The 19,926-nt window shown below is 52.1% G+C and carries 14 protein-coding genes; 10 read left to right on the top strand and 4 right to left on the bottom strand.

Annotated features, from left to right (window positions below; genetic code table 11):
• Window positions 1-2 precede the first annotated feature (2 nt).
• Both NGM29_RS16900 and NGM29_RS16895 read left to right on the top strand, forming a co-directional pair.
• Complete coding sequence (locus tag NGM29_RS16900) at window positions 3-1,256, top strand: HEAT repeat domain-containing protein (protein WP_254157875.1); 1,254 nt, start codon at window positions 3-5, stop codon at window positions 1,254-1,256.
• Between the two features lie 84 nt (window positions 1,257-1,340).
• A complete protein-coding gene (locus NGM29_RS16895; RefSeq protein ID WP_254157873.1) occupies window positions 1,341-2,483 on the top strand; it encodes a phospholipase D-like domain-containing protein in 1,143 nt (380 codons plus the stop codon).
• Between the two features lie 163 nt (window positions 2,484-2,646).
• On the opposite strand, the gene NGM29_RS16890 is transcribed toward NGM29_RS16895, so the two are convergent.
• Window positions 2,647-3,060, bottom strand: coding sequence for a zinc-ribbon domain-containing protein (locus tag NGM29_RS16890; protein ID WP_254157871.1), 414 nt, complete (start codon window positions 3,058-3,060; stop codon window positions 2,647-2,649).
• 257 nt (window positions 3,061-3,317) lie between these two features.
• On the opposite strand from NGM29_RS16890, the gene NGM29_RS16885 reads away from it, so the two are divergent.
• From NGM29_RS16885 to NGM29_RS16855, 7 genes are all read left to right on the top strand, one after another.
• Window positions 3,318-4,571: a hypothetical protein gene (locus NGM29_RS16885; protein ID WP_254157869.1), complete on the top strand. Its 1,254-nt coding sequence runs from the start codon at window positions 3,318-3,320 to the stop codon at window positions 4,569-4,571.
• 336 nt (window positions 4,572-4,907) lie between these two features.
• Window positions 4,908-6,422: an SRA domain-containing endonuclease gene (locus tag NGM29_RS16880; protein ID WP_254157867.1), complete on the top strand. Its 1,515-nt coding sequence runs from the start codon at window positions 4,908-4,910 to the stop codon at window positions 6,420-6,422.
• A 253-nt stretch (window positions 6,423-6,675) separates the two neighbouring features.
• A complete protein-coding gene (locus tag NGM29_RS16875) occupies window positions 6,676-7,209 on the top strand; it encodes a hypothetical protein (RefSeq protein ID WP_254157865.1) in 534 nt (177 codons plus the stop codon).
• Window positions 7,210-8,480: 1,271 nt separating this feature from the next.
• Entirely contained in the window at window positions 8,481-9,983 is a 1,503-nt protein-coding gene (locus NGM29_RS16870) for a type I restriction-modification system subunit M (RefSeq protein ID WP_425499268.1), read from the top strand.
• Window positions 9,976-11,349 carry a restriction endonuclease subunit S gene (locus NGM29_RS16865; protein ID WP_254157861.1) on the top strand — a complete coding sequence of 458 codons (1,374 nt, stop codon included), beginning with the start codon at window positions 9,976-9,978 and terminating at the stop codon, window positions 11,347-11,349. The genes NGM29_RS16870 and NGM29_RS16865 overlap by 8 nt, the downstream gene beginning before the upstream one ends.
• A 336-nt stretch (window positions 11,350-11,685) precedes the next feature.
• Window positions 11,686-14,661: a type I restriction endonuclease subunit R gene (locus NGM29_RS16860; protein ID WP_254157859.1), complete on the top strand. Its 2,976-nt coding sequence runs from the start codon at window positions 11,686-11,688 to the stop codon at window positions 14,659-14,661.
• Window positions 14,654-15,376 carry a M48 family metallopeptidase gene (locus NGM29_RS16855; RefSeq protein ID WP_254157857.1) on the top strand — a complete coding sequence of 241 codons (723 nt, stop codon included), beginning with the start codon at window positions 14,654-14,656 and terminating at the stop codon, window positions 15,374-15,376. Before NGM29_RS16860 ends, NGM29_RS16855 begins: the two co-directional genes overlap by 8 nt.
• A 59-nt stretch (window positions 15,377-15,435) precedes the next feature.
• Here NGM29_RS16855 and NGM29_RS16850 read toward each other — a convergent pair whose 3' ends face one another.
• Entirely contained in the window at window positions 15,436-16,425 is a 990-nt protein-coding gene (locus NGM29_RS16850; RefSeq protein ID WP_254157855.1) for a tyrosine-type recombinase/integrase, read from the bottom strand.
• A gap of 2 nt (window positions 16,426-16,427) precedes the next feature.
• Entirely contained in the window at window positions 16,428-16,982 is a 555-nt protein-coding gene (locus NGM29_RS16845; RefSeq protein WP_254157853.1) for a hypothetical protein, read from the bottom strand.
• 57 nt (window positions 16,983-17,039) lie between these two features.
• Here NGM29_RS16845 and NGM29_RS16840 point away from each other — a divergent pair, with 57 nt between their 5' ends.
• Window positions 17,040-17,939 (top strand): phospholipase D-like domain-containing protein, encoded by a 900-nt coding sequence (locus NGM29_RS16840; protein ID WP_254157851.1) that lies wholly within the window; start codon window positions 17,040-17,042, stop codon window positions 17,937-17,939.
• On the opposite strand, the gene han is transcribed toward NGM29_RS16840, so the two are convergent.
• Window positions 17,940-19,862, bottom strand: coding sequence for a Hef-associated nuclease (han, locus tag NGM29_RS16835; protein ID WP_254157849.1), 1,923 nt, complete (start codon window positions 19,860-19,862; stop codon window positions 17,940-17,942). It abuts the gene before it with no gap.
• Window positions 19,863-19,926: the final 64 nt, after the last annotated feature.

The following is a 19,926-nucleotide window of genomic DNA, read 5'->3' as shown; positions in this document are numbered from 1 at the left end:
CCATGAGCGACGAGGAGTCCGAAACGGCCGACGAACACGAACTCACCGTCGAATCACTCCGCGAGCGCCTCGAGTCGGTCGAGGCCGCCCTCGAGGACGCCGAAACCGAGTCCGATCTCGACGAGGTCGAGGCGGCACTCACCGACCTGGAGGCGGACGTCGAAGCGGCCGACCTCGAGGAGGAAGACGAGGAAGACGAATCCCTCGAAGACGACCTCGACGCACTCGCCAGCGACCTCGAGGACGCTCGAGGCCCCTACGCCGAGGACGTCGTCGCCGAAATCGACGACGCGAAGGGCGAAATCGCCGAGACTCGATGGACCGAGCAGGGCGAGTCCGAACTGGTCGACGTCGTCGAAACCTTCGTCGCCGACGTCAACGAGGTTCTCGAGACGAACCTGACCCTCACCGACGGCAACGGCGAGGACACCGTCGCCAGGCTGACCGCCACACTCGAGAACGCCGGCGCCGCCGTCGAGGAAGCCGACCTCGATCCTGACGACGACGCCGACGACATCGCGGCCCTGCTCGAGGCCACCGAGGCGCTCACCGACGGAATCGACGGCGCTCAGGCCTGGGAGGACCTCTCGATTCGTCAGCAACTCCGCGCCCAGGGGTTCTACGACGTCCTCGAGCACGTCAAGGACTACCCGCCGGAGTGGCACGCCCTCAAGGTTCACGAGAAGCAACACAACGTCGACATGATCTTGCTGTCCCTGGAGACGTTCGACTCGGACTTCATGGAGGAACACGCCCTCGAGGCTCTCGAGCGAATGGGCCCCGAGGAAGCCCTCGAGCCCATGCTCCAGCGGGCGACCCGTCGCGACCAGGATGCAATCACCATCATCGGCAAGATCGGCGTCGCCGACGAGGAGGTCGTCGAGACGCTCGTCGACTACGTCGACAACGACTCGAACCCGCTGCTCCAGAAGGTGACGTTCAAGGCCCTGGGCGAAATCGGCGCCGAAGACGCTGTCCAGCCCCTCGCGGATCAACTCGTCGCCGAGAACGGCGAGATTCGAAGCGCCGCCGCACGCGCCCTCGGTCTGATCGGTGACACCCGAGCGATCTCTCCGCTGGCGGACGTCCTCGAAGAGGACGACGACGACACCGTCCGCGCTTCCGCCGCCTGGGCGCTCAACCGGATCGGCACCGAAGACGCCCTCGAGGCGCTCATCGAGTACGACGACGACCGCGCCTACCTCGTGCAGGCCGAAGCCGAGAAGGCGGGGCCGGCGCTCGAGCCGACAGCCTGAGACCGAGACGCGACCCCGTTCGATCCTTTTTCGCCGTCACCGTGGGACGAGAGTTTATATACGAACGCGCGGCCAGAGCCGACCGTGCGCCCCGTCCTGGTCGTCCTCCTCGTGATCGCGCTTCTCGCTACCTCGGTAGGTGCCGTCACCGTCGGAACCATTGGAACCGTCGGCACCGTCGGAACCGCCAGCGCCAGCGTCGACTCGTCGGCGAGCCACCGTCACCTCCTCGTCGACTCGAGTGACGGCCGACTCGAGATGTCCGGGGCGTTCTCGGGAGGATTCACGGGAACCCCGTCGCAGGACGTACGCGACGACAGCCGGGACTGTCCGGTTCGGGCGGCAACGGCATTTCCCGGCGATGGGCGTCTCTCCGATGCGGAAGAGACCTCCAAGAGCGAATCCCGAACTGAACTACACGTCACGGCCGTCTACCCGAACCCGACGACCCGCGGTAACGTCGGCGAGTTCTTCGTCCTTGAGGTGCCGGAACGAACTCAACTTGAGAGCTGGACGATAACCGACGGTCACACGACGGCTGCGATTCCGAACGCGACGGTCTCGGGTCCGGTCGCGCTCTCGATGGACCCCGACGAGACGGCGTCGATGACGACCCTCGAGGTGCTCGAACTCGAGGGACACCTCCGGCTGGCGGCCGACGGGGACACCCTCCGAGTACTCCAGGACGGGACGCTCGTCGACGAAGTCACCTACGACCGGGCGCGAACGGCAAGGGTCTGGTACCGGTCGGGATCGAACGCGGCTGACGTATCCACGACTCCAGGCCAGGACGCGTGGTGGCCTCGCGGCGCGACCTGCCTCCTGGTCGCCACCTACGGTGAGACGGGGGGAACCGCGTTCGTCTTGCCGGACGCACCCGACGTCGCCCGCGACCGAATAGCGGCCGCCGAGGACCGAATTAGCCTCGCCGGCTACACGTTCACGTCCCCGGAAGTCGCGACGGCGCTCGAGGACGCCCTCGAGCGCGACGTGGACGTCGAGATTCTCGTCGAGGCGGGACCCGTCGGCGGCGCCTCAGAGCGTACCGACGAACTCCTCTCCGAACTCGAGAGCCAGGGCGCCGACGTGTACGCTCTCGGCGGGTCGGGGGCACGGTACCGGTATCACCATCCCAAGTACGCACTTCAGTGTATAAAGAATACACATAATATCGGAGTTGGATATGGATACCAAACCCATGTCGCATGGGGAAAACTGTATCAGTGAGAATTTCAATCAAGTTTATTCTTCATCATACTAACTAGTAGAAGAACTTCAATAAGCTATAAAGTATTTAAAAGCCGTTGTGGTTTTACCCCTTTTCACGGGTATTCGCGCGGAGAGGCAGAGGTTGGCTAAGGGTACCGACCGACTGAAAGGCAAAATTTCGTTATAGAAGTGCAGCACCAGTCATCCAGAAGACCAAAAAGAGGGCCGTAGCAACCCACTTACTGAGTTTTATACCAAGCTTTTCTTCCACCTGATTCCGGCTTTTGGGAAATCCAATAACTCCTGCTATGCCGAGGAAGAAACCAGCAGAGGCCGGTCCAGTCGCAAGAAACAATAGCCCCAGTACGAGACCTGCCCCTCCAAAAAAGTACGCTGTTATTTTAGAGAACGATATTTTGGTTCCCTCTTTTTGCTTAATGGCTTTCTCTGCATTTGGTTCACCTTCTTGTGCTGTACCACAATCCGGACAGAACTTTGTCCCTGCCTCTATCTCTGTCCCACATGTTGAACAGAATTTATTCGATGGTGAGTTTTCTGTCTCCGATTCTTTCTCTTCAAATTTACTTTCTGTCATGTCTACAATTTCAATTGTAACAATACTATATATACTCACTGGCAGTTTAGAACGAACTCACCGATTCAGGCCAGTAGTATACCGGTGAGAGGTCAAAGCTAGATTCGAGTCATACCCCTATCAGTGAATTAACTCAATGAGACATACGGGACAAGGACCCCATTTCCCGAGTGTAAATCAACAGCTATCGTTCCGGAATAAATCAGAACCCGTGTTCACTTTTGCATATTTGCCTGGAGGATGATTACCCATTGTGTATGAAACGAGATTCCCAAGATAGGTTATATATGATGGGTTCTCATCTTGACTATAGTATGAATTCAGAGTCAAGCAATGGGCTTGATGAGTTAGAAGAGGAATACCTAGAAGAAAAAATTCTAAAAGAAAATAGATATGTTGAGGGGTATATATCTTCGATAGGCGTCCATAAAAAGCCAATCCATAGCAATTCTGTGTTGATAAAAATCACAATGCCGGGCCAAGGCGATTTCATCTTTAGCCTTGGTGCAATACATATGGAATATAATATACTTGAAAATTTGCACTACAGCCTTGGTGTTCCATTCACGGGTGACCTCCTTCCTCTTGTTAATGAATCTGTCAGCATTAAGTTCAGGGGTGACAACCCAAACGAAATAGTAGTTTTGAATGCCCCTATGTTAGAGTATTACCACGTAAAACCAGAGGACAGGATACGTGACACTATCGAAGAACAGGATATCTCTGAAATGGATACAACTATCTCGGAAGAGGTCATGAAGGCATACAACCTCAGTCAAAAATTCCATAATAATGAGGTAGTAAAAGCACCCATTCGTGCTGTAGGTGCTACAGATGATGGCGTTGTTCATTTTCGGATTGAATTAGTAAGTGGGAAGTATTTCAAATTAGAATTAGAACCTGATTTTAGGGGATATAAAGAGTTGGAAGAGTTGCATACTGATACGGGCAGTCCATTTACAGGTGAGTTGGAACCACTCAAAAATGAGATTATAGATATTAAGCCATCGTATGAAGGTGCAGGTGGTATTCATATGGGGGCTGGCACACTAATGTATCATCCGTATGCTGACAGTCCTCTTTCTAGAGGTATTGAACAGGTTGAAGAATACGCTTCATCTATTCCCGAGAAATACTTGATAGGATATGAACGGCTGAAGGTAGCGCGAACACAAAGTTCATCAAAAATCTCTCTTGTCCCTATTAATGATGTTTATCGAGAGAATGAATCACTCATTCTTAAGTTAGAAATCCATTCATATTTATCCAAAATTAAGATTCCTATCCCGGAGACCTTCGCTAACTCGAAATTTGAACGTATTGTAGAAGAAATTGGCCAAGGGTCAATTAAACAGATTGCTGGAAGTGAGTTATATTGTGTTCATGATGACAATATAAATGGTGAAAATTCTGCTAAAATAAATTCCGTATTAAAACTTAAAGACACCTTCTCTAAATGGTGGTTATTCACTTCTAGAAGGGATGCAGAACTTTCGACGGGTGAAGATTAAATACAGAATTAGCACTAACCAAAATAGGTCACGTTGGTGCCTTCCTCACAAATTTATCTATATAGTACCGCCTTAGCCCTTTCATTCCACATAGAGTGATAGCTTGAAAGACTATATTTATCCTCTTTCAAATAAATTGACTAATATTCAATGACCGACGACCGTCGTCTAACCACCGACCGTTTCTATGGAGGGACGACCCGACGTCTTCAATTACTTCAGCGATTTCTTTTGTTCGTCCAAGGCGACCCTGTAACTCGGTCAGAGGCTAAAGATTGGATTCTATCTAATACAAAAGCTACTAGCCGTGATGCGATAGACCATCACCTCGGCTTCTTGGAAGCCATCGAACTAATCAAACTGGGTGATGACGAGGTCTCCATTGATTGGCGAGGAAACCAGTACCTCGAGACATCTGCCTCCTCTGTTCTCTATGAGGCGCTTCAGTCGAACGTGAAAGGGTTCAACACGATTCTATCACAGCTGCTGGAAGGCCCTATGACAGACGAAGATATCATGCATCTTCTGAAGACCGAATTTGAGGATATCAATATGGATTCTCCGGGGGTCGCTACTCGTCACCGGGAATGGCTACAGGTCCTCGGCTATGTCGAACGGTCTGGGAACTCGGTTTCTTTAACAGAAGAGGGACGGAAGTTGGCGAATCGAGTTGAAACGATGGGGGGTATGACCCACGAAAAACGCGTTCAGAAGTTACGACGACAATTGCTGGAAACAGAGATGGATTGTGTACCTGCCGGTCTACAGGACCTCACAGAAGACATCTATCCGGCTGTGAAGGCAACGTATCCCGACCTATGTGATGACTCCTATCGATGCGACGAAGCCCATGAGAACGGCCAGAATCAACCCGAGTGGCAGCATGCAGTGAGGGACATCCAACAGCGACTTGCAGACCGGAAATGGGGGCGAATACGACGACACGATGAACTAGGGAAATGGCTGTATCTACCTCGGTTCGATGGTGGGGAGACCTACAACCGTAGTACCCTTCATGACGAGTTCGGGGGGCAACGACAACGTGGCATCTCACCTTGCCGTGATACCCTTATTGTGCTACTCTTCACGTCCTTTTCCGAGACCGATGAGGGATACAGAGACACGATAGAAGAGGATGGAACGGTAGTGTATACCGGCGAAGGCACTGAAGGTGACATGGCCTTCAACCATGGCAACAAAGCTATTAGAGACCATCGTGCGGACGATAGGGAACTACACTTATTCAGGACTCTTGGTGATGGCGATGTGGAGTATGTCGGACAATACGTTTGCACCGACTGGTTCCGGGAAGAACTCCCTGATTCGACGGGAACAACTCGGAGTGCTATTCGCTTTGAATTGGAACCAATAGAACCCATGGCAGACGTCGGCCACTCGAGGGCATCAGAGGACGATAGACCGTCTTCTCAAGCCGAGGTCGTCGATTTACCCGATGGAAACACATCAACTGAACGCCGACAGACGGTTCGAGACGACGTTGTTCGGAATGAGGTCCTCGTTCGAGAACTTAAACGATTATACAATGACCGATGCCAAGTTTGTGGTGAACGACGTCTACAGGGGCCTGACACGGCATATAGCGAGGTCCACCATCTAATGGCCCTTGGAGATGATGGACCAGATACACCGGAAAATACGGTTGTTCTATGCCCAAATCATCACATCGACCTCGAGAATGGGATGCTAACGATAGACCCTCAAACCCACGAAATATCCCATCTTTACGAATCTGAAATCGATGGTGACGAACTTTTAGTAGAAGATGGCCACGCGATTGGACCTCAATATCTTGCTTATCATAATCAAGTAATCGCGGAAGATTTCGAGTAATAAACTTCTATACGTCCCTCGTTATTACTGGCTGATGACTGGTGTTAGTTTCGCGTTTTGCTTTCAAGAGACTACCCCCCCCCCTTAAGGGGGTTTTGTGAGGATAGGGGTGATAGGGACCCATGCCTAAAGATTTCGTGGCAGAGAGCCTATATTATTTCTAAGGGTCCCTACACATCTACCGTTCCATTAATGAGTATAGAAAATAACATTATCGTCGATAAATAAGAAGGACGATATTGTGGTTAACACTATGGGATTTCGAATAGTTGGAGTTATCCTCACAGCCTTAATTGCAATTGTACCATTATGGTATCCTCGATATTCATACTTTTATCGAAACTCGATGTCTGGAATCGAATATCTTAGGGAAGTTGAACAGGAAAGACCTATCGACAAGGGCCGAGATAAATTAGAATACTTTGCAACCTTAGAAGAGGGTGAACGAGGGTTCTCGGAGTTGGCACATACAATAAGAGAACACACCCACATCTCTAAAACACCCACAAAAATTGAACTAATCCATAAAAACCCAAAATCTGGTGGAGGTACTTTAACTATTAGTGAAGAGGATGTTTTTAAAGGCGAACGGGCTATTGTTGCAGTTGAATTTGAAAATGGAGATACTGAAAAAATTATTGACTCACCGAATTTCGAGACAAAACGGGTCTTGAACTTAGTGAAACTTCGACATTGGGTGAAAACTCAAGCAGATAGAAGAAGTCACTATTGGACCACTGTTCTTGTTTTATTGTGGGGCTTTGTGTCCATATACATAATTATGTGATGAATGTGTGGTCCTCCTATTTATTCGCTGGTACAGTAGTCTTAGAAATACTCTACACCACTACAGCAATATGCGCAATAGTTATTGCTATTGGTCTAAAATATTCTAGCGTACCCTCTGCACCGGGGTCGTTCCACTTCTTTCATCCAATTTTAGTAATACACTGCAACAGATTGCTTATATACCCTTAGTCTAAGCTTCTAATAAGCAAGCAGCTGTGGAACGACCCCGGTGCATGGTGTTCTGCAGTCCACCCGAAGAACTGAACAAGAACAAAGTGTATCCAATGGAGGGTACGCGGGAGGGTCGATGTAGTGCAAACCAGTCGCCTGAGGACACCCTTGAGAGGGGGAATCAGTACTTGTCTATATGACTGGGGACAGGTTCAACGGGAATACCCTGTATCATGCACGGCGCAAAGTTGACACGTCGAGACCGCGGTGGAAACACGATAACAAATCCGTCTTGGCGAGAATGAGGCTTTGTAGGAGGTTACGGTGCTAAGTATGGGGCAACGATATCCCCGCGGACCCCGTTCACTACTTCTTGGATGGACTGTCTGGACTCAGGGTCGGACGGAAAAAGAATGGCATAACGGGTTTGACCGCGGTGAATCCCAATGGCTTGACTCAGGTTGGCATGCGCTGTATCGGCGTCAATTGGAGTGGCCATAAGGGTTGTCACGGAATCCGGTTAATCTCGGAGATTATTATTAATACCCTGAAAGGGGGAGAGTTTGTCCAGAGTCTCATCAGTCCGCACTATTCCCTCGACACTGGACCTATTTCTTCGCCCATCGGTAGTCGTTATTAGAAGATATGCCAAGACTGACTACTCCTAAGAAATCTTATCCCAAAAACCATTCGGGATGATTACCAAAAGAAAGATTCCCAATATCCAATGGCCCAATACCATTAGGATATCGATAGGTTGTGGGTTGAGATAAACCGGAAGCCAAATGTCGATAATTCCTTCAATGAGTGTCACAGTTTGGTCGTTTCCAGTTTGACCCTCTACAAGGACCCAGTTCGCATAGGTTCTGATATTCTGTGAGTAGAGGATAAGCTGCATGGCTGTGTGAACAGTTGACCCGAGAATGTAGGGGAACAAAACGAGAATACTGAAAGGATTTTTGGACGACATGTAATCTCATATAACATCATAATAAAAGACGGTTTTGGAGAATGTTTTGCTAATTCCTTTCCTCACCTGTTCGAACCTCTCGTAGTCCTACCGTAGAACATATGGTAGGTGAGTGGGATAGACTGGACATGGCCATTTCGCTAGACGAACTGGAATCTCACCTATTCAAATGTGCGGACATCATTCGAGATGCAGTTGACCCGACCGACTATAAGGAATATATTCTACCACTTGTCTACTACAAATCCACCTCCGACGAGTTCGAAAAGCAGTATGCCGAAAACGTCGAAGAGTACGGTGAGGATTTCGCCCGTCGAAAGAATCTCTATGATATCCCCGTTGTCCCTGAAGGCTATCTGTGGGACGACCTACGGTCGGTCAGCGATAACGTTGACCAAGCCCTGAACGAAGCCTTCGATGCATTAGTTGAGGAGAACCCTGAATTGAAGGGTGTTTTTCGGGCCGATTACATCGACGCTGATGCGCTGAACGACGACCGCCTCGGGAAGCTGGTCGAACATCTGAACAGATACGACCTCGACCGTGACAGTGTACCACCAGACATGCTTGGAGAGGCCTACATGGACCTCGTTCGCCACTTCGCGGAAGAAGAGGGGAAGTCCGGTGGACAGTTCTTTACGCCGCCTCACATCGTCCGTCTGTGCGTTCGTCTCGTGGATGAATTCGAAGATGGTGACACCTTCCACGACCCGACTGTGGGTTCTGGTGGGATGCTTATCGAGGCTGCAAGGTATTATCGTGAAGACCAAAATGGCGACCCCTCGAAACTGACCTTCAGTGGGCAAGAAATCAACCCCGATGTTGCTGCAATTGCGAGGATGAACTTGTCCATCCACGGGTTAACGGGTACTATCGAACGGGAGGATTCTCTATCGAATCCAGCATTCACTGACGACGACGCCAACGAACTCACACGGTTTGACCGAGTTCTCGCCAACTTCCCGTTCTCCGCAGATTGGGCTAAAGGTGAACTCCAAGACGACCCGTATAGCCGCTTTGATTGGCACAAGAAACTCCCGCGTGCCGACCGGGGTGACTACGCGTTCATCATGCATATGGCTAAGCAGTTGAAGAAGCCCGAAAAGGACGGTACTGGCGGGAAAGCGGCCATCGTCATCCCGCACGGCGTACTGTTCCGAAAGCATGAACAGCGGTATAGGAAGCCAATGCTGGAGAATGACCTGGTCGAAGCAATCATCGGCCTCCCCGAGAACCTCTTTCAGAACAACTCAATTCCGTCAGCTATCCTCGTGCTGAACACCGACAAGCCCACCGAACGTGAGACCGAAGTGCAGTTCATTCACGCCGCCGACGAAGCGTTTTATGAGGAACTCTCAAATCAGAATGAACTCACTGGCGAAGGTCTTGACCACATCGTTAAGAATTTCCGCGAGTGGACAACTGAGGAACGGGTCAGTCGGACAGTATCATTGGACGAAATTCGGGAAAATGACCACAACCTGAACATCGCGCTGTACGTTAATACGGCTGAACCCGAAGAAGACGTTGACGTGGAAGAAGAACTGGCGAAGCTACGTGAACTCCAGGCTGAACGAGACGAGATTGAAACGCGGATAGACGGCCACATGGAGGTGCTAAACTATGAGTGATGACCAGCTAACGTTAGAAGCGGTGGCAGATGATGACAGTGAGGGTGTATCGGCTACTGCCAACGTACCGCAAGCTGCGCATATAGAACACGTTGCATTCGGCGATTTACCCGAAGACTGGACTTGGGAAAAATCAGAAGACCATCTCGAATATATTCGTTCTGGCATATCTAAGTCACAAAATAAGGATGGCGATGGTATTCCAGTCTCACGTATTGAAACGATTGCTGATGGGGTGGTAAACCACGAAAAGGTAGGGTATATTGAGAATAACCAAACCTATAACAAGGACCAATTAAAGCCGGGTGATTTACTTTTCAGTAATATCAATAGTAGGGAACAAATCGGAAAAACCGCGATATATCGGGGTGAAAAACTGCTGTACCATGGTATGAATCTCCTGCGTATTCGATACACCTCGGAAGCGTTCAACCCCTTCTTTGCCTACTATGTCTATGATTCTCCGATGGCCCAAGATGTTTTCTTCCGAATGTCGAAGGCAGCTGTGGGTCAATCCAGTATCAACCAATCTCAAATGGAACGGTTTTTCTTGCCACAGCCGCCTCTTAAAGAACAGCGCGAAATTGCCGCTGTACTCTACACCGTAGACCAAGTAATTCAGAAGACCGAGGAAATCATATCGGGGTATAGGCGAGTAAAAAAAGGATTGGGTCAGAATCTGCTACAGCGCGGGGTATGTGAACATGAATTGGTAGAGACCGATTCCATATTCGGAAAGCTTCCAAAAGATTGGTCACTTGAAAGATTGGTCGATATCACGGAGATTGTTGGCCGTACAGAACCCCCAACTGGTGTAGATAAGTATTGGGGAGGTGACATCCCATGGGCAACTCCCGAAGATATTCGTTCATTGGATGGTCCAACGATTGCTGAGACTGAACAAACAGTAACTCAGGCCGCTTTGGAAGAAGTCTCGTCAAATCTTGTCCCACCTGAAAGTGTCCTTCTGACTACTAGAGCGACTGTTGGATTGTGTGCGGTGAATGAGGTAGAGGTAACAACCAGTAGGGCCTTCAAAGACTTGATTCCTGGAGAAAGACTAGACACCTGGTACCTATATTATCGTATTTCCACAATGGAAGACTATCTTAACCGTCTCGGGTGGGGGAGTACCTTTACTGAAGTGATTAAACCAGTGCTAGAAAATGTTACTATTCCTGTTCCCCCCTTAGAAGAACAGAAAGAAATTGGTGAACACCTTCGTTCTATTGACTATTGTATAACGGAGAACATCAAAGTTCAGAATCAATATAGAAATCTCAAAGAAGGACTAATGCAAGACCTCCTCGCGGGGAAAGTCAGAACAACCGACACTAACATAGAGGTGGCCGGCGAAATTGCATAGCATGGTTAGTGAACGAGGTCTGAATTACGCTATCGGAAATCTTCTCGCCGGTCCAAGCCAATGGCGAAATATGTACGCCACCGGTTCGACATTTGCTTTCGGCGTCAATATTCTATTGACGTATTTACAGATACTCCCACCAATGTATTCAGGTTCAAATTCGGAGTTGGCCTCTACGATAGGGATAGTTATCTTGGAATTTGTGAACGCGATGATACCACTGGTTGCATTGGTGTTCGATAGACCGGTAAAAGCCGTCATCACAGTCTTAGCGTATGTGTTAATTGGTCTAATCATTTGGACAGCAAACTACGAGACAGCAACAAGGGGGTTTTAATGACGATAATCCCATCCGAAAGCGGTGTTGAACTCTCGCTTCTATCGTGGCTTGACACTATTGGATGGGAAACCCACGGACAGGGTGGGAGACGAGGGGCAAACATCCTTGATGACGCTTTTGACCGGCGACGCAACGAAGTAGTCTATTGGGACCTTCTGACAGAACAGGTCATCGTACTCAATGATGAGGTGACCGAGGACAACGTCGAAAAGTTCATTTCATCATTGAAGCGCGACCTCGATGTCGAGAACTTAATGAACGGGAACCGCACGTTCCACGAACTACTCACCAAAGGCAAGACCTTCTCTGTACAGCGCGACGATGGTTCGACCGAAACAATTTACGTTGACCTGATTGACCACGAAAACCCCGGGAACAACCGGTTCCACGCCGTCAATCAGTTCTCTGTCTCTCGAGAGAAGACCATCCGTCCGGACGTGAACCTTTTCGTCAACGGGATTCCGATAGTGACGATGGAACTGAAGAGTCGGGCACAGGACAACGATTGGCATGATGCTGTCAGCGACCTGCTGGACTACGAAGACAATGTCCTACGGCTGTTCGTCCCCGGACTGTTCAACATTGCCGCCGACACAATGGAACTCCGCTACGGGGCAGTAGGTGCATCGAAGGAGTTCTACGAACCTTGGAACGACGCGCCTCCAGAATACGAGGACGACAATGAGATGATGCAGGCAATCATGGCACTGTGCAATCCCTACACCATACTTGACCTGCTGAAAAACTTCGTGTTCTACGAACGGCGTGCCGGCGGAGACGTGAAAATCGTTCCGCGCTACATGCAGTACTACGCTGTCAATGCGATTCTCCACCGCGTCCATGAGGACGTCCACAAGCGGGGTCTCATCTGGCACACTCAAGGGTCAGGCAAGTCCTTCACAATGCTATACGCGGCCCAGAATCTCCTCTCACGGGACGTAGCCCGCAACCCACAGGTGTTCATCATCGTGGACACGGACAAGCTGAACAGCCAAATGCGGGACCAGCTGGCCAACCTCTCGCTAGAACACTGGACTGAAGCCAAAAGTATCAAACATCTTCAGAAACTTATTGAGGACGGCCAAAGTGAACTCGTTCTCACGACCATCCAGAAGTTCGAGGACGTAGACCCGGACGTACAGGGGAATGACGAGGTTATCGTTATGTCCGATGAAGCCCACCGATTCATGGAAGCCGACCTCGGCAGTCGTCTTGATGCTGCGCTTCCCGACTGCTATCATTTCGGCTTCACCGGAACTCCGGTCAGAGAGGGCGAACGCTATGAGGACCGAAACACCTTCCGCGAATTTTCACCCGAAGGTGAGGACTATCTTCACCGGTACTCAGTCAAACAGGGCATCGATGACGGGCTGATTCTTCCAGTCTACTTCACGCTTCGTCACGAGATGAAGTGGGAGATTGACGAGGCTGGCCTTGACGAAGAGTTCGAACACGAGTTCCGCGGGCTAAGTACGAACGAGAAACGTGACCTCATCCGTGAAAACGTCAACGCGACTACCCTTGCAGAAATCGAACCTCGAGTAGACCGGGTTGTCGAAGAGATTGACCAACATTACGATGAACACGTTGCACCGAACGGCTGGAAGGGAATGGTCGTCACGCCAAGTCGGCGGTCGGCAGCAATGTACGGTGAACGGTTAATCGACCATCGAGGTAAGGACGACGTCGAAGTACTCTATACGGCGACCAAGGATGACCCTGACCTGATTCAGCAATTCCACACAGACCCCGAGGAACGCGACAGCATCATCAAGGCGTTCAAGCAAACTGACGAGGAAGCCGAGGAGGAGACCCCGAAACTGCTGGTCGTCCACAACATGCTACTGACGGGCTTTGACGCCCCGATTCTGAAGACGATGTATCTTGACCGCAATCTGAAAAACCACAACCTCATGCAGGCTATCGCCCGGACAAATCGACCTGCCGAAGGGAAGGAGAACGGCGAGATTGTAGACTTTCAAGGGGTATTCGAGAACATTGACGAGGCACTGGACTACGACGCCGAGACGAAAGCCTATGCTGCCCGCGATAAAGATGACCTCTACGACGACCTCGTTGACCAGTTAGAGACGGTATTGGACATCTTCGATGGGATACCGAAAAACGATACCCAAGAGGCGTCCTATGAAGCCGTCGAACGCGTTAGTACTCATCCTGAACGTCGGAGATTCAAACAGGGGTTCCGGCGGCTTCAGAACCTCTATGAGTCCGTTGCACCGGACAAGCGACTCATCAACGAAGGGATTGAACGTGACTACAAGTGGCTGAGTCGGATTCACGTCGCGTTCAAGCGGACCACTGCCGGTGACAATAGCCCCGAGGAGGACATGCGCGAGAAGACCCGCGAGATAATCAGCGAGAACGTCGAAATCACCGACATCAAGCGTGACTTCCCGACATACAAACTCGGAGAAGAGTACCTCGAAGACGTCGAGGGGCTGGATAATCCGGGTGTGAAAGCGTCACAGATTGCCCACGCTACTCGCGACCATCTTCATCCCCGAGAGAACCAGAACCCACGCTACAAACGCCTCAGTGAACGCGTCACTGACATAGTCGAACGCTGGCAGCGAGATGAGATAAGCGACCCCGAGGCTGTTGAAGCCCTGAAATCGGTCGAAGAGGGAATATTGGGTGTTGAAGAGGAAGCTGAAGAACAAGGGATGGACAATGCTGAGTTCGCTATCTATACTCATCTCACCGAAGAGACACCGGACGCAGTTGATTCCGAGGAAGAAGCCGAAGTGGTAGCAGAAGAAATCGTTTTCCAGTTCCGAGAACGTGTTGACCGTGGGTACAACGGGTGGAAGACGAACCAGCAAACCATCGCTGAAATCGAACGTATCCTTCTAGACGTGCTGGTTGTGGAATACGACCTTGGTTACCTAATCCGAGACGACGACGAATTCATAGACGCGATTCGAGACTACCTGATTCAGAACCATGGCTAAGACCCAACACCGGGAAATCAACCTGTTGGGAAACGTTATTGAGTACGAAGTACGCCGTAGTCCTGACGCCACTGAACCCCGAATTGACGTGGATATACATGGGGTCACAGTCGTGGTTCCGGAGTCTAACGGAGTGCAGCCAGCAGAGTTGCTTAGGGATAATGCAGCATGGGTTGTGGACAAGCAACGAACCTACGACACTTACCGTGAACAAGTCCCCGACCGAACTTTTGATGCCGGCGAACGATTTCCCTATCTCGGTGACGACCGAAAACTCGTCATTGAACCACGTTCAAAACATGTGGTGACCGACGATTCGATTCGTCTACGTCAGAGTGCTATTGAACAGTCGTCAGTCAAGCAGGTACTAGAGAACTTCTATCGAAGTCGGGCACGAGACTACTTTACCGACCGGGTTGACCACTACGCAGACCGTATGGGCGTAGAATACGAGAAACTCGAACTTCGTAATCAACGAACGCGCTGGGGCAGCTGTTCAACAAGTGGAACGATTAGTTTGAATTGGCGGTTAATCATGGCCCCACCCGAGGTCGTCAATTACCTTGTCGTCCATGAACTTGCGCACTTGACCGAACAACATCATGGCCGAGAGTTTTGGCAACTCGTCGGGGAATACATCCCTAACTACAAAACGAAGGCAGAGTGGCTTGAGGAGAACAGTGTAAGGCTGGTTTTCAGTGAAGAGGACCTATAACACTATCTTAGGACAAAAAAGGCGAACTCCGATTTCTCAATCTCTACCTACCACAAGCCTCAAACCTCGGGAATAAATGGGATTGTTTCATCCAGGGCTTCATCATTGGGGTCGAGATACTTCTGAGTCATTGATATGTCTGTATGCCCCATCAGTTTCTTCAGTCTGGCCAAGTCACATCCTTGCAGAACCATGTTTTCAGCGAAGCCATGACGGAAAGCATAAGCGGTTACTTTGTATCGAGGATGACCTTTAGAATCTGTGTATATCCTTTCCTGGATTCCTGCATTTTCAGCTGTTTGGCGTGTGATTTCTTGTATACGCCGAGAACTAATTGAATCGGATTTATGAGTTGGGAACAAATAATCACTTTCACCGGCTTTATAGAATCTATCTCTTTCCCCCTGTTCAATCCATTGAGTTAAATAAAACTTTAAAGAGTCACTGTATCTAACTGTTCGGTTATTTTGAGTCTTTGAAGCCCGTATACGAATTCTATTATTATCCCATAGTTCGGGTTGGGTTACGTCTTGGAGTCTTATATCGGTGATTTCACCGGGTCTACAACCGGTTTGTCCCATGACTTTGAATAACAGTTGATTTCGAAATACTGGGTCAGGAACATTCTCAACCATTAATTTCATTTCACCAAGTGACAGCGCAAAGTAGTCCTTTCTTAGTTCCTTTGACCGCTTTGTATCTCTTGAGGCATCGAACTGACCGGCGATATCAGCTTCGTGTACAGGATTATCGTACACAATTTTTCTTCTATCTATTTCACCCCTCTTCCTCGGCCCATTTTGACGCTTCTGAATGTATTCGTAATAGCTAGAAATAGAACGCACATATCTAATACAAGTGATTTCTGCTAGCCCATTTTTATTCTTAAGCCACCGGCAGAACTCTTCGATATCCAATGCATCAATTTCACGGGGGTCGGTTTCACCAAGCCATCGAGTGAAATGTCCAACAGCGGTTTTGGTGTTTGCATACGTGTTATCATTACCAGATTTCTTGGTCTCAAGGAACGAAGAAATGGTCTCGTGCATATCTATTTTTCCCTGTAAACCCGCGTCTCACCACTTATTTCAGCCTCTTGGATGAGAGGAGTGCTTTTCATAAGATAATTAATCGCATCTTGGATTTCAAGCGGGCTACAGTCAAGTATTTCTGTAAATGCGTCGAGTTCTCCACCGCGTTCAGCTTTCACAATAGTTCTTTTTTCTTCGGGCTGTTGGTCGAGTTTTAGCTTCTCTCCCTTTCCTCCATGCCATTCCTCGAATTCACGTTCAGTAGGAAGTCGAGAGAATAATTCGTTAGCCAATTTCTCTATTTCGGGGTCACTTCTGATATCAGTCTCAAGTTCACTGAGACGGGCATTAGTTGTTTGTAACGATTGGGTTAAATCGGCGACCATGTCCTTTAGTTCAGTTATTTCCTTGTGAATATCCTCTTTCCCATGTGATTCAGAATTATTGTTGATTTTGGCCATTACAGCGGAACGAACGAACCCAGAAAGGTTTCCACCTGCATTTGGGTCGTTCTTCGCAGCTTTTTCCCATTCTTCTTTAGTCTCTTTTTGCACCTCAAGATTCACTCTCGCCATAATTAGTCATTCAAAGCCTATCACCATAACCTTTGTTCATTAGTTACTCAAGATACTATGTTTCCCCATCCCAAGTACGCCGTCGTCGACGAAACGGTCCTCGTCAGCACCGAGAACTGGTCGCCGTCGGGACTCGGCGGCGCCTCGAGTCGCGGCTGGGGTGTCGTCGTCGAGAACCGTGCGTTCGCCCGCGACCTCGAGGCCGTCTTCCGAGCCGACGCGGACGGCTGGGACGTCACTTCCTGGGCTGACCACCACGAGACGGCGACGTTCGTCGAGCCCGATCCAGCTACTGTGACCTACCCGACCGTCTACGAACCGGAACCCGTAGCCCTCGAGGGAGCCGAACTCTTGCTCGCGCCGGACAACGCCGAGGGTCGGCTCCTCGAGTTGCTCGAGGGGGCCGAAGAGTCGATCGACGTCACCCAGGCCAGCATCGGCGACGACGCATCGGCCCTCGAGGCGACGATCGAGGCGGCCGAACGCGGCGTCGAAGTGCGCGTCCTCCTCGATGCCAGCTGGTACAACGAGGCGGACAATCGCCAGGTAATCGAGCGACTCGAGACGGCCGCGGCGAGGGATGACCTGCCACTCGAGGCTCGACTCGTCGAACCTGGCGAGCGATTCGAGAAGATTCACGCGAAGGGAGTGATCGTCGACGGCGACACGGTCGTTCTCGGGAGTTTGAACTGGAACTGGAACTCGCTCCGGAACAATCGCGAAGTCGTCCTGGCCCTCCACGGCGAGTCGGTCGCGTCGTACTACACGGCCGTCTTCGAGGCCGACTGGGAGGAGACGACGCCGCTTCCCGTCCCGCTCGAGTTACTCGGTGCGGTCGGCGTCGGTGTGATCGCCGCGGGCGTACTGGGCTGGCATCGGCTCGCGTTCGATGGTCGGGGTGGAGAGAGCCAGCGGAAACAAGAGGAATCGGTCGACGACGAGCGGATCTACTTCTGACTAGTTCTCGAGCGGCGCCGCACTCGAGAGCGCCTCGTCGATGTCCGCGGCAGCCATCTTCTCGACGAGGGCATCGATGACGTCTTGGCGCTTGCCCTTGACGAACTTGATCGAGCCGACGACGAGGTGGCCGCCGCCGGAAACGCCGCCACCAGGGATCTCTGCCTCGAGTTCCGAGACCATCCGGGGAATGTCGAGGCGGACGCCGTCGCTGCGCAGGACGGCGAAGTCGGGCCCGTAGCCGACCGTGATGACCGGATCGCCAGTCTCCTGGATCTTGCGGTCGTGGATCTCGCCTGTGGTCTTGCCCGGGGCGGGGTAGGTGAACCGGTGGGCGTGGTTCTCGACGTCGATCCGGTAGAGGTGGACGCCGCTGTCGAGGCGCTCGTGCTCGACGTGGTTCATGGCGGCGTTGAGCTGGCGGTCGACATCCCGGCGGGAGCGGTCGGCGAGGAACGTGACCAGGCGTCGGTGACGGTCCTCGTCGGCGTCGGAGAGTTCGAGGACGTCCTGGATCAGGTGATCGCCGGAGTTGTAGCGGAGCCAGAAGGCGGCGTAGTCGAGGGCCTCGCTGACGTCTCGCAGACGGTCTTCGTCGTAGCCGTTTTCGGCGGCGAGTTCGAGGTACTGTTCCATCGCGTCGGCCTTCGATCGATCCGAGACGCCGGCCACGGCGGGGACGTGTCGCAGGTCGTCGGTGAGGTCGGGGTCGATCATCCGGGCGAGTTCGACGCAGAGCATGCCCGTCGTGATCCGGTAGTCCTCGTCGTGAAGGTACGGGTTGACGTGGGCGTCGAGCAGGCCGCCGACGGCGTCGGGGTCGGGGTGGTGGTGGTCGATGGCGACGATAGGGATGTCGTAGTGGGCCAGCGTCTCGTAGGCGGGCACGTCCTCGGCCGTCGAGCCGTTGTCGAGCATGAGTACGAGGGGCAGTTGCTGGCCGTGTCGCTCGCGGTCCTCGAGCGCGAAGTTGAGGTCGCGCGTGGCGTCTTCCATCTCGTAGAACGGCGCCTTCGCGGGCAGGCGCTTGATCAGGTGCTGGGGCGCGTTCTCGTCCTGGTGAACCTCGGCGATGAAGTTCTCGAGGGCCAGCTGGAGGGGGACGGCCGCGCACATGCCGTCGCCGTCGGCGTGGTGACGGACGCGGATGGGTCGTCCCTCAAGGACGGTTCGCCGGAGGAGGGTCGCGACCTCCATGAGGTTCGGGCGGAGCTTCTCGAACGCGGGCCACTCGATGAGCGGGTCGACGTCGTGGGGCTGGGCGCGCTCCTCGAGGGCGGCCTCGAGTCGCTCGCGGGCCTCGGTCGCGTCCTCGCCGTCGAGTTTCGAGAGGCCGTCGACCTCGATCTGGACGCTCTCCTCACGGGTTTCGGGGGTCCCGGTGACGCGAACGATGTCGCCCACCTCGACGGAGGGATAGGCGCGAACGCCGGCCTCCTCGAAGGCGGCACAGGGGACGACGCCGTACTCGTCGGCGATGTGGAAGATCGTCGGGCCGCCGGTCTGTTTGATCTGGACGATTTCGCCCTCGAGGTGGACCTGCTCGCCGACGTTGGCCTCGAGGCGGTCGGTCCCGGTCAGGGGATAGTCGTGGGCGACGGGTTCGACCGTGTAGTCGTCCTCCTCCAGGTCGACGTCGGCCGGCTGGAAGGCCATGTCGCCGTTGTCGCGAACTTCCTCAAGTTCGACGGCGAGTTCCTGGCCGACGCTGAAGGTACCCTCCAGGACGGATTCGTGGACGAGGCCGGAGACGTTCTCCGAGAGATCGACGAAAATGCCGTATTCGACGATGCCGTTGATCGAGGCGAGATACGGGCGGTTGGGTTCGACGTCCGAAGCGGTGCAATCGGGAGCGAGATCGTAGACGACGGAAACATTTCCGTCTTTACTATCGCCGGAACCTCCGGCGGAGTCACGTGTCATCGGTGACGGTAGTTTGGTTTCGCCGCGTATAACGCTTGCCAAGGCGATCTGTGGGCGCTTTCGA

The sequence above is a fragment of the Natronosalvus rutilus genome, assembly GCF_024204665.1.
In the GTDB taxonomy this organism is placed as follows: Archaea; Halobacteriota; Halobacteria; order Halobacteriales; family Natrialbaceae; genus Natronosalvus; species Natronosalvus rutilus.
This window is presented reverse-complemented; position numbering and strand designations above follow the sequence as displayed.

Excerpts from the sequence above, each read along its gene's own strand:
- NGM29_RS16900 (WP_254157875.1), top strand. The coding sequence starts at position 3 with ATGAGCGACGAGGAGTCCGAAACGGCCGACGAACACGAACTCACCGTC.
- NGM29_RS16890 (WP_254157871.1), bottom strand. The coding sequence starts at position 3,060 with ATGACAGAAAGTAAATTTGAAGAGAAAGAATCGGAGACAGAAAACTCA.
- NGM29_RS16885 (WP_254157869.1), top strand. The coding sequence starts at position 3,318 with ATGAAACGAGATTCCCAAGATAGGTTATATATGATGGGTTCTCATCTT.
- NGM29_RS16875 (WP_254157865.1), top strand. The coding sequence starts at position 6,676 with ATGGGATTTCGAATAGTTGGAGTTATCCTCACAGCCTTAATTGCAATT.
- NGM29_RS16870 (WP_425499268.1), top strand. The coding sequence starts at position 8,481 with ATGGCCATTTCGCTAGACGAACTGGAATCTCACCTATTCAAATGTGCG.
- NGM29_RS16865 (WP_254157861.1), top strand. The coding sequence starts at position 9,976 with ATGAGTGATGACCAGCTAACGTTAGAAGCGGTGGCAGATGATGACAGT.
- NGM29_RS16860 (WP_254157859.1), top strand. The coding sequence starts at position 11,686 with ATGACGATAATCCCATCCGAAAGCGGTGTTGAACTCTCGCTTCTATCG.
- NGM29_RS16855 (WP_254157857.1), top strand. The coding sequence starts at position 14,654 with ATGGCTAAGACCCAACACCGGGAAATCAACCTGTTGGGAAACGTTATT.
- NGM29_RS16850 (WP_254157855.1), bottom strand. The coding sequence starts at position 16,425 with ATGCACGAGACCATTTCTTCGTTCCTTGAGACCAAGAAATCTGGTAAT.
- NGM29_RS16845 (WP_254157853.1), bottom strand. The coding sequence starts at position 16,982 with ATGGCGAGAGTGAATCTTGAGGTGCAAAAAGAGACTAAAGAAGAATGG.
- NGM29_RS16840 (WP_254157851.1), top strand. The coding sequence starts at position 17,040 with ATGTTTCCCCATCCCAAGTACGCCGTCGTCGACGAAACGGTCCTCGTC.
- han (WP_254157849.1), bottom strand. The coding sequence starts at position 19,862 with ATGACACGTGACTCCGCCGGAGGTTCCGGCGATAGTAAAGACGGAAAT.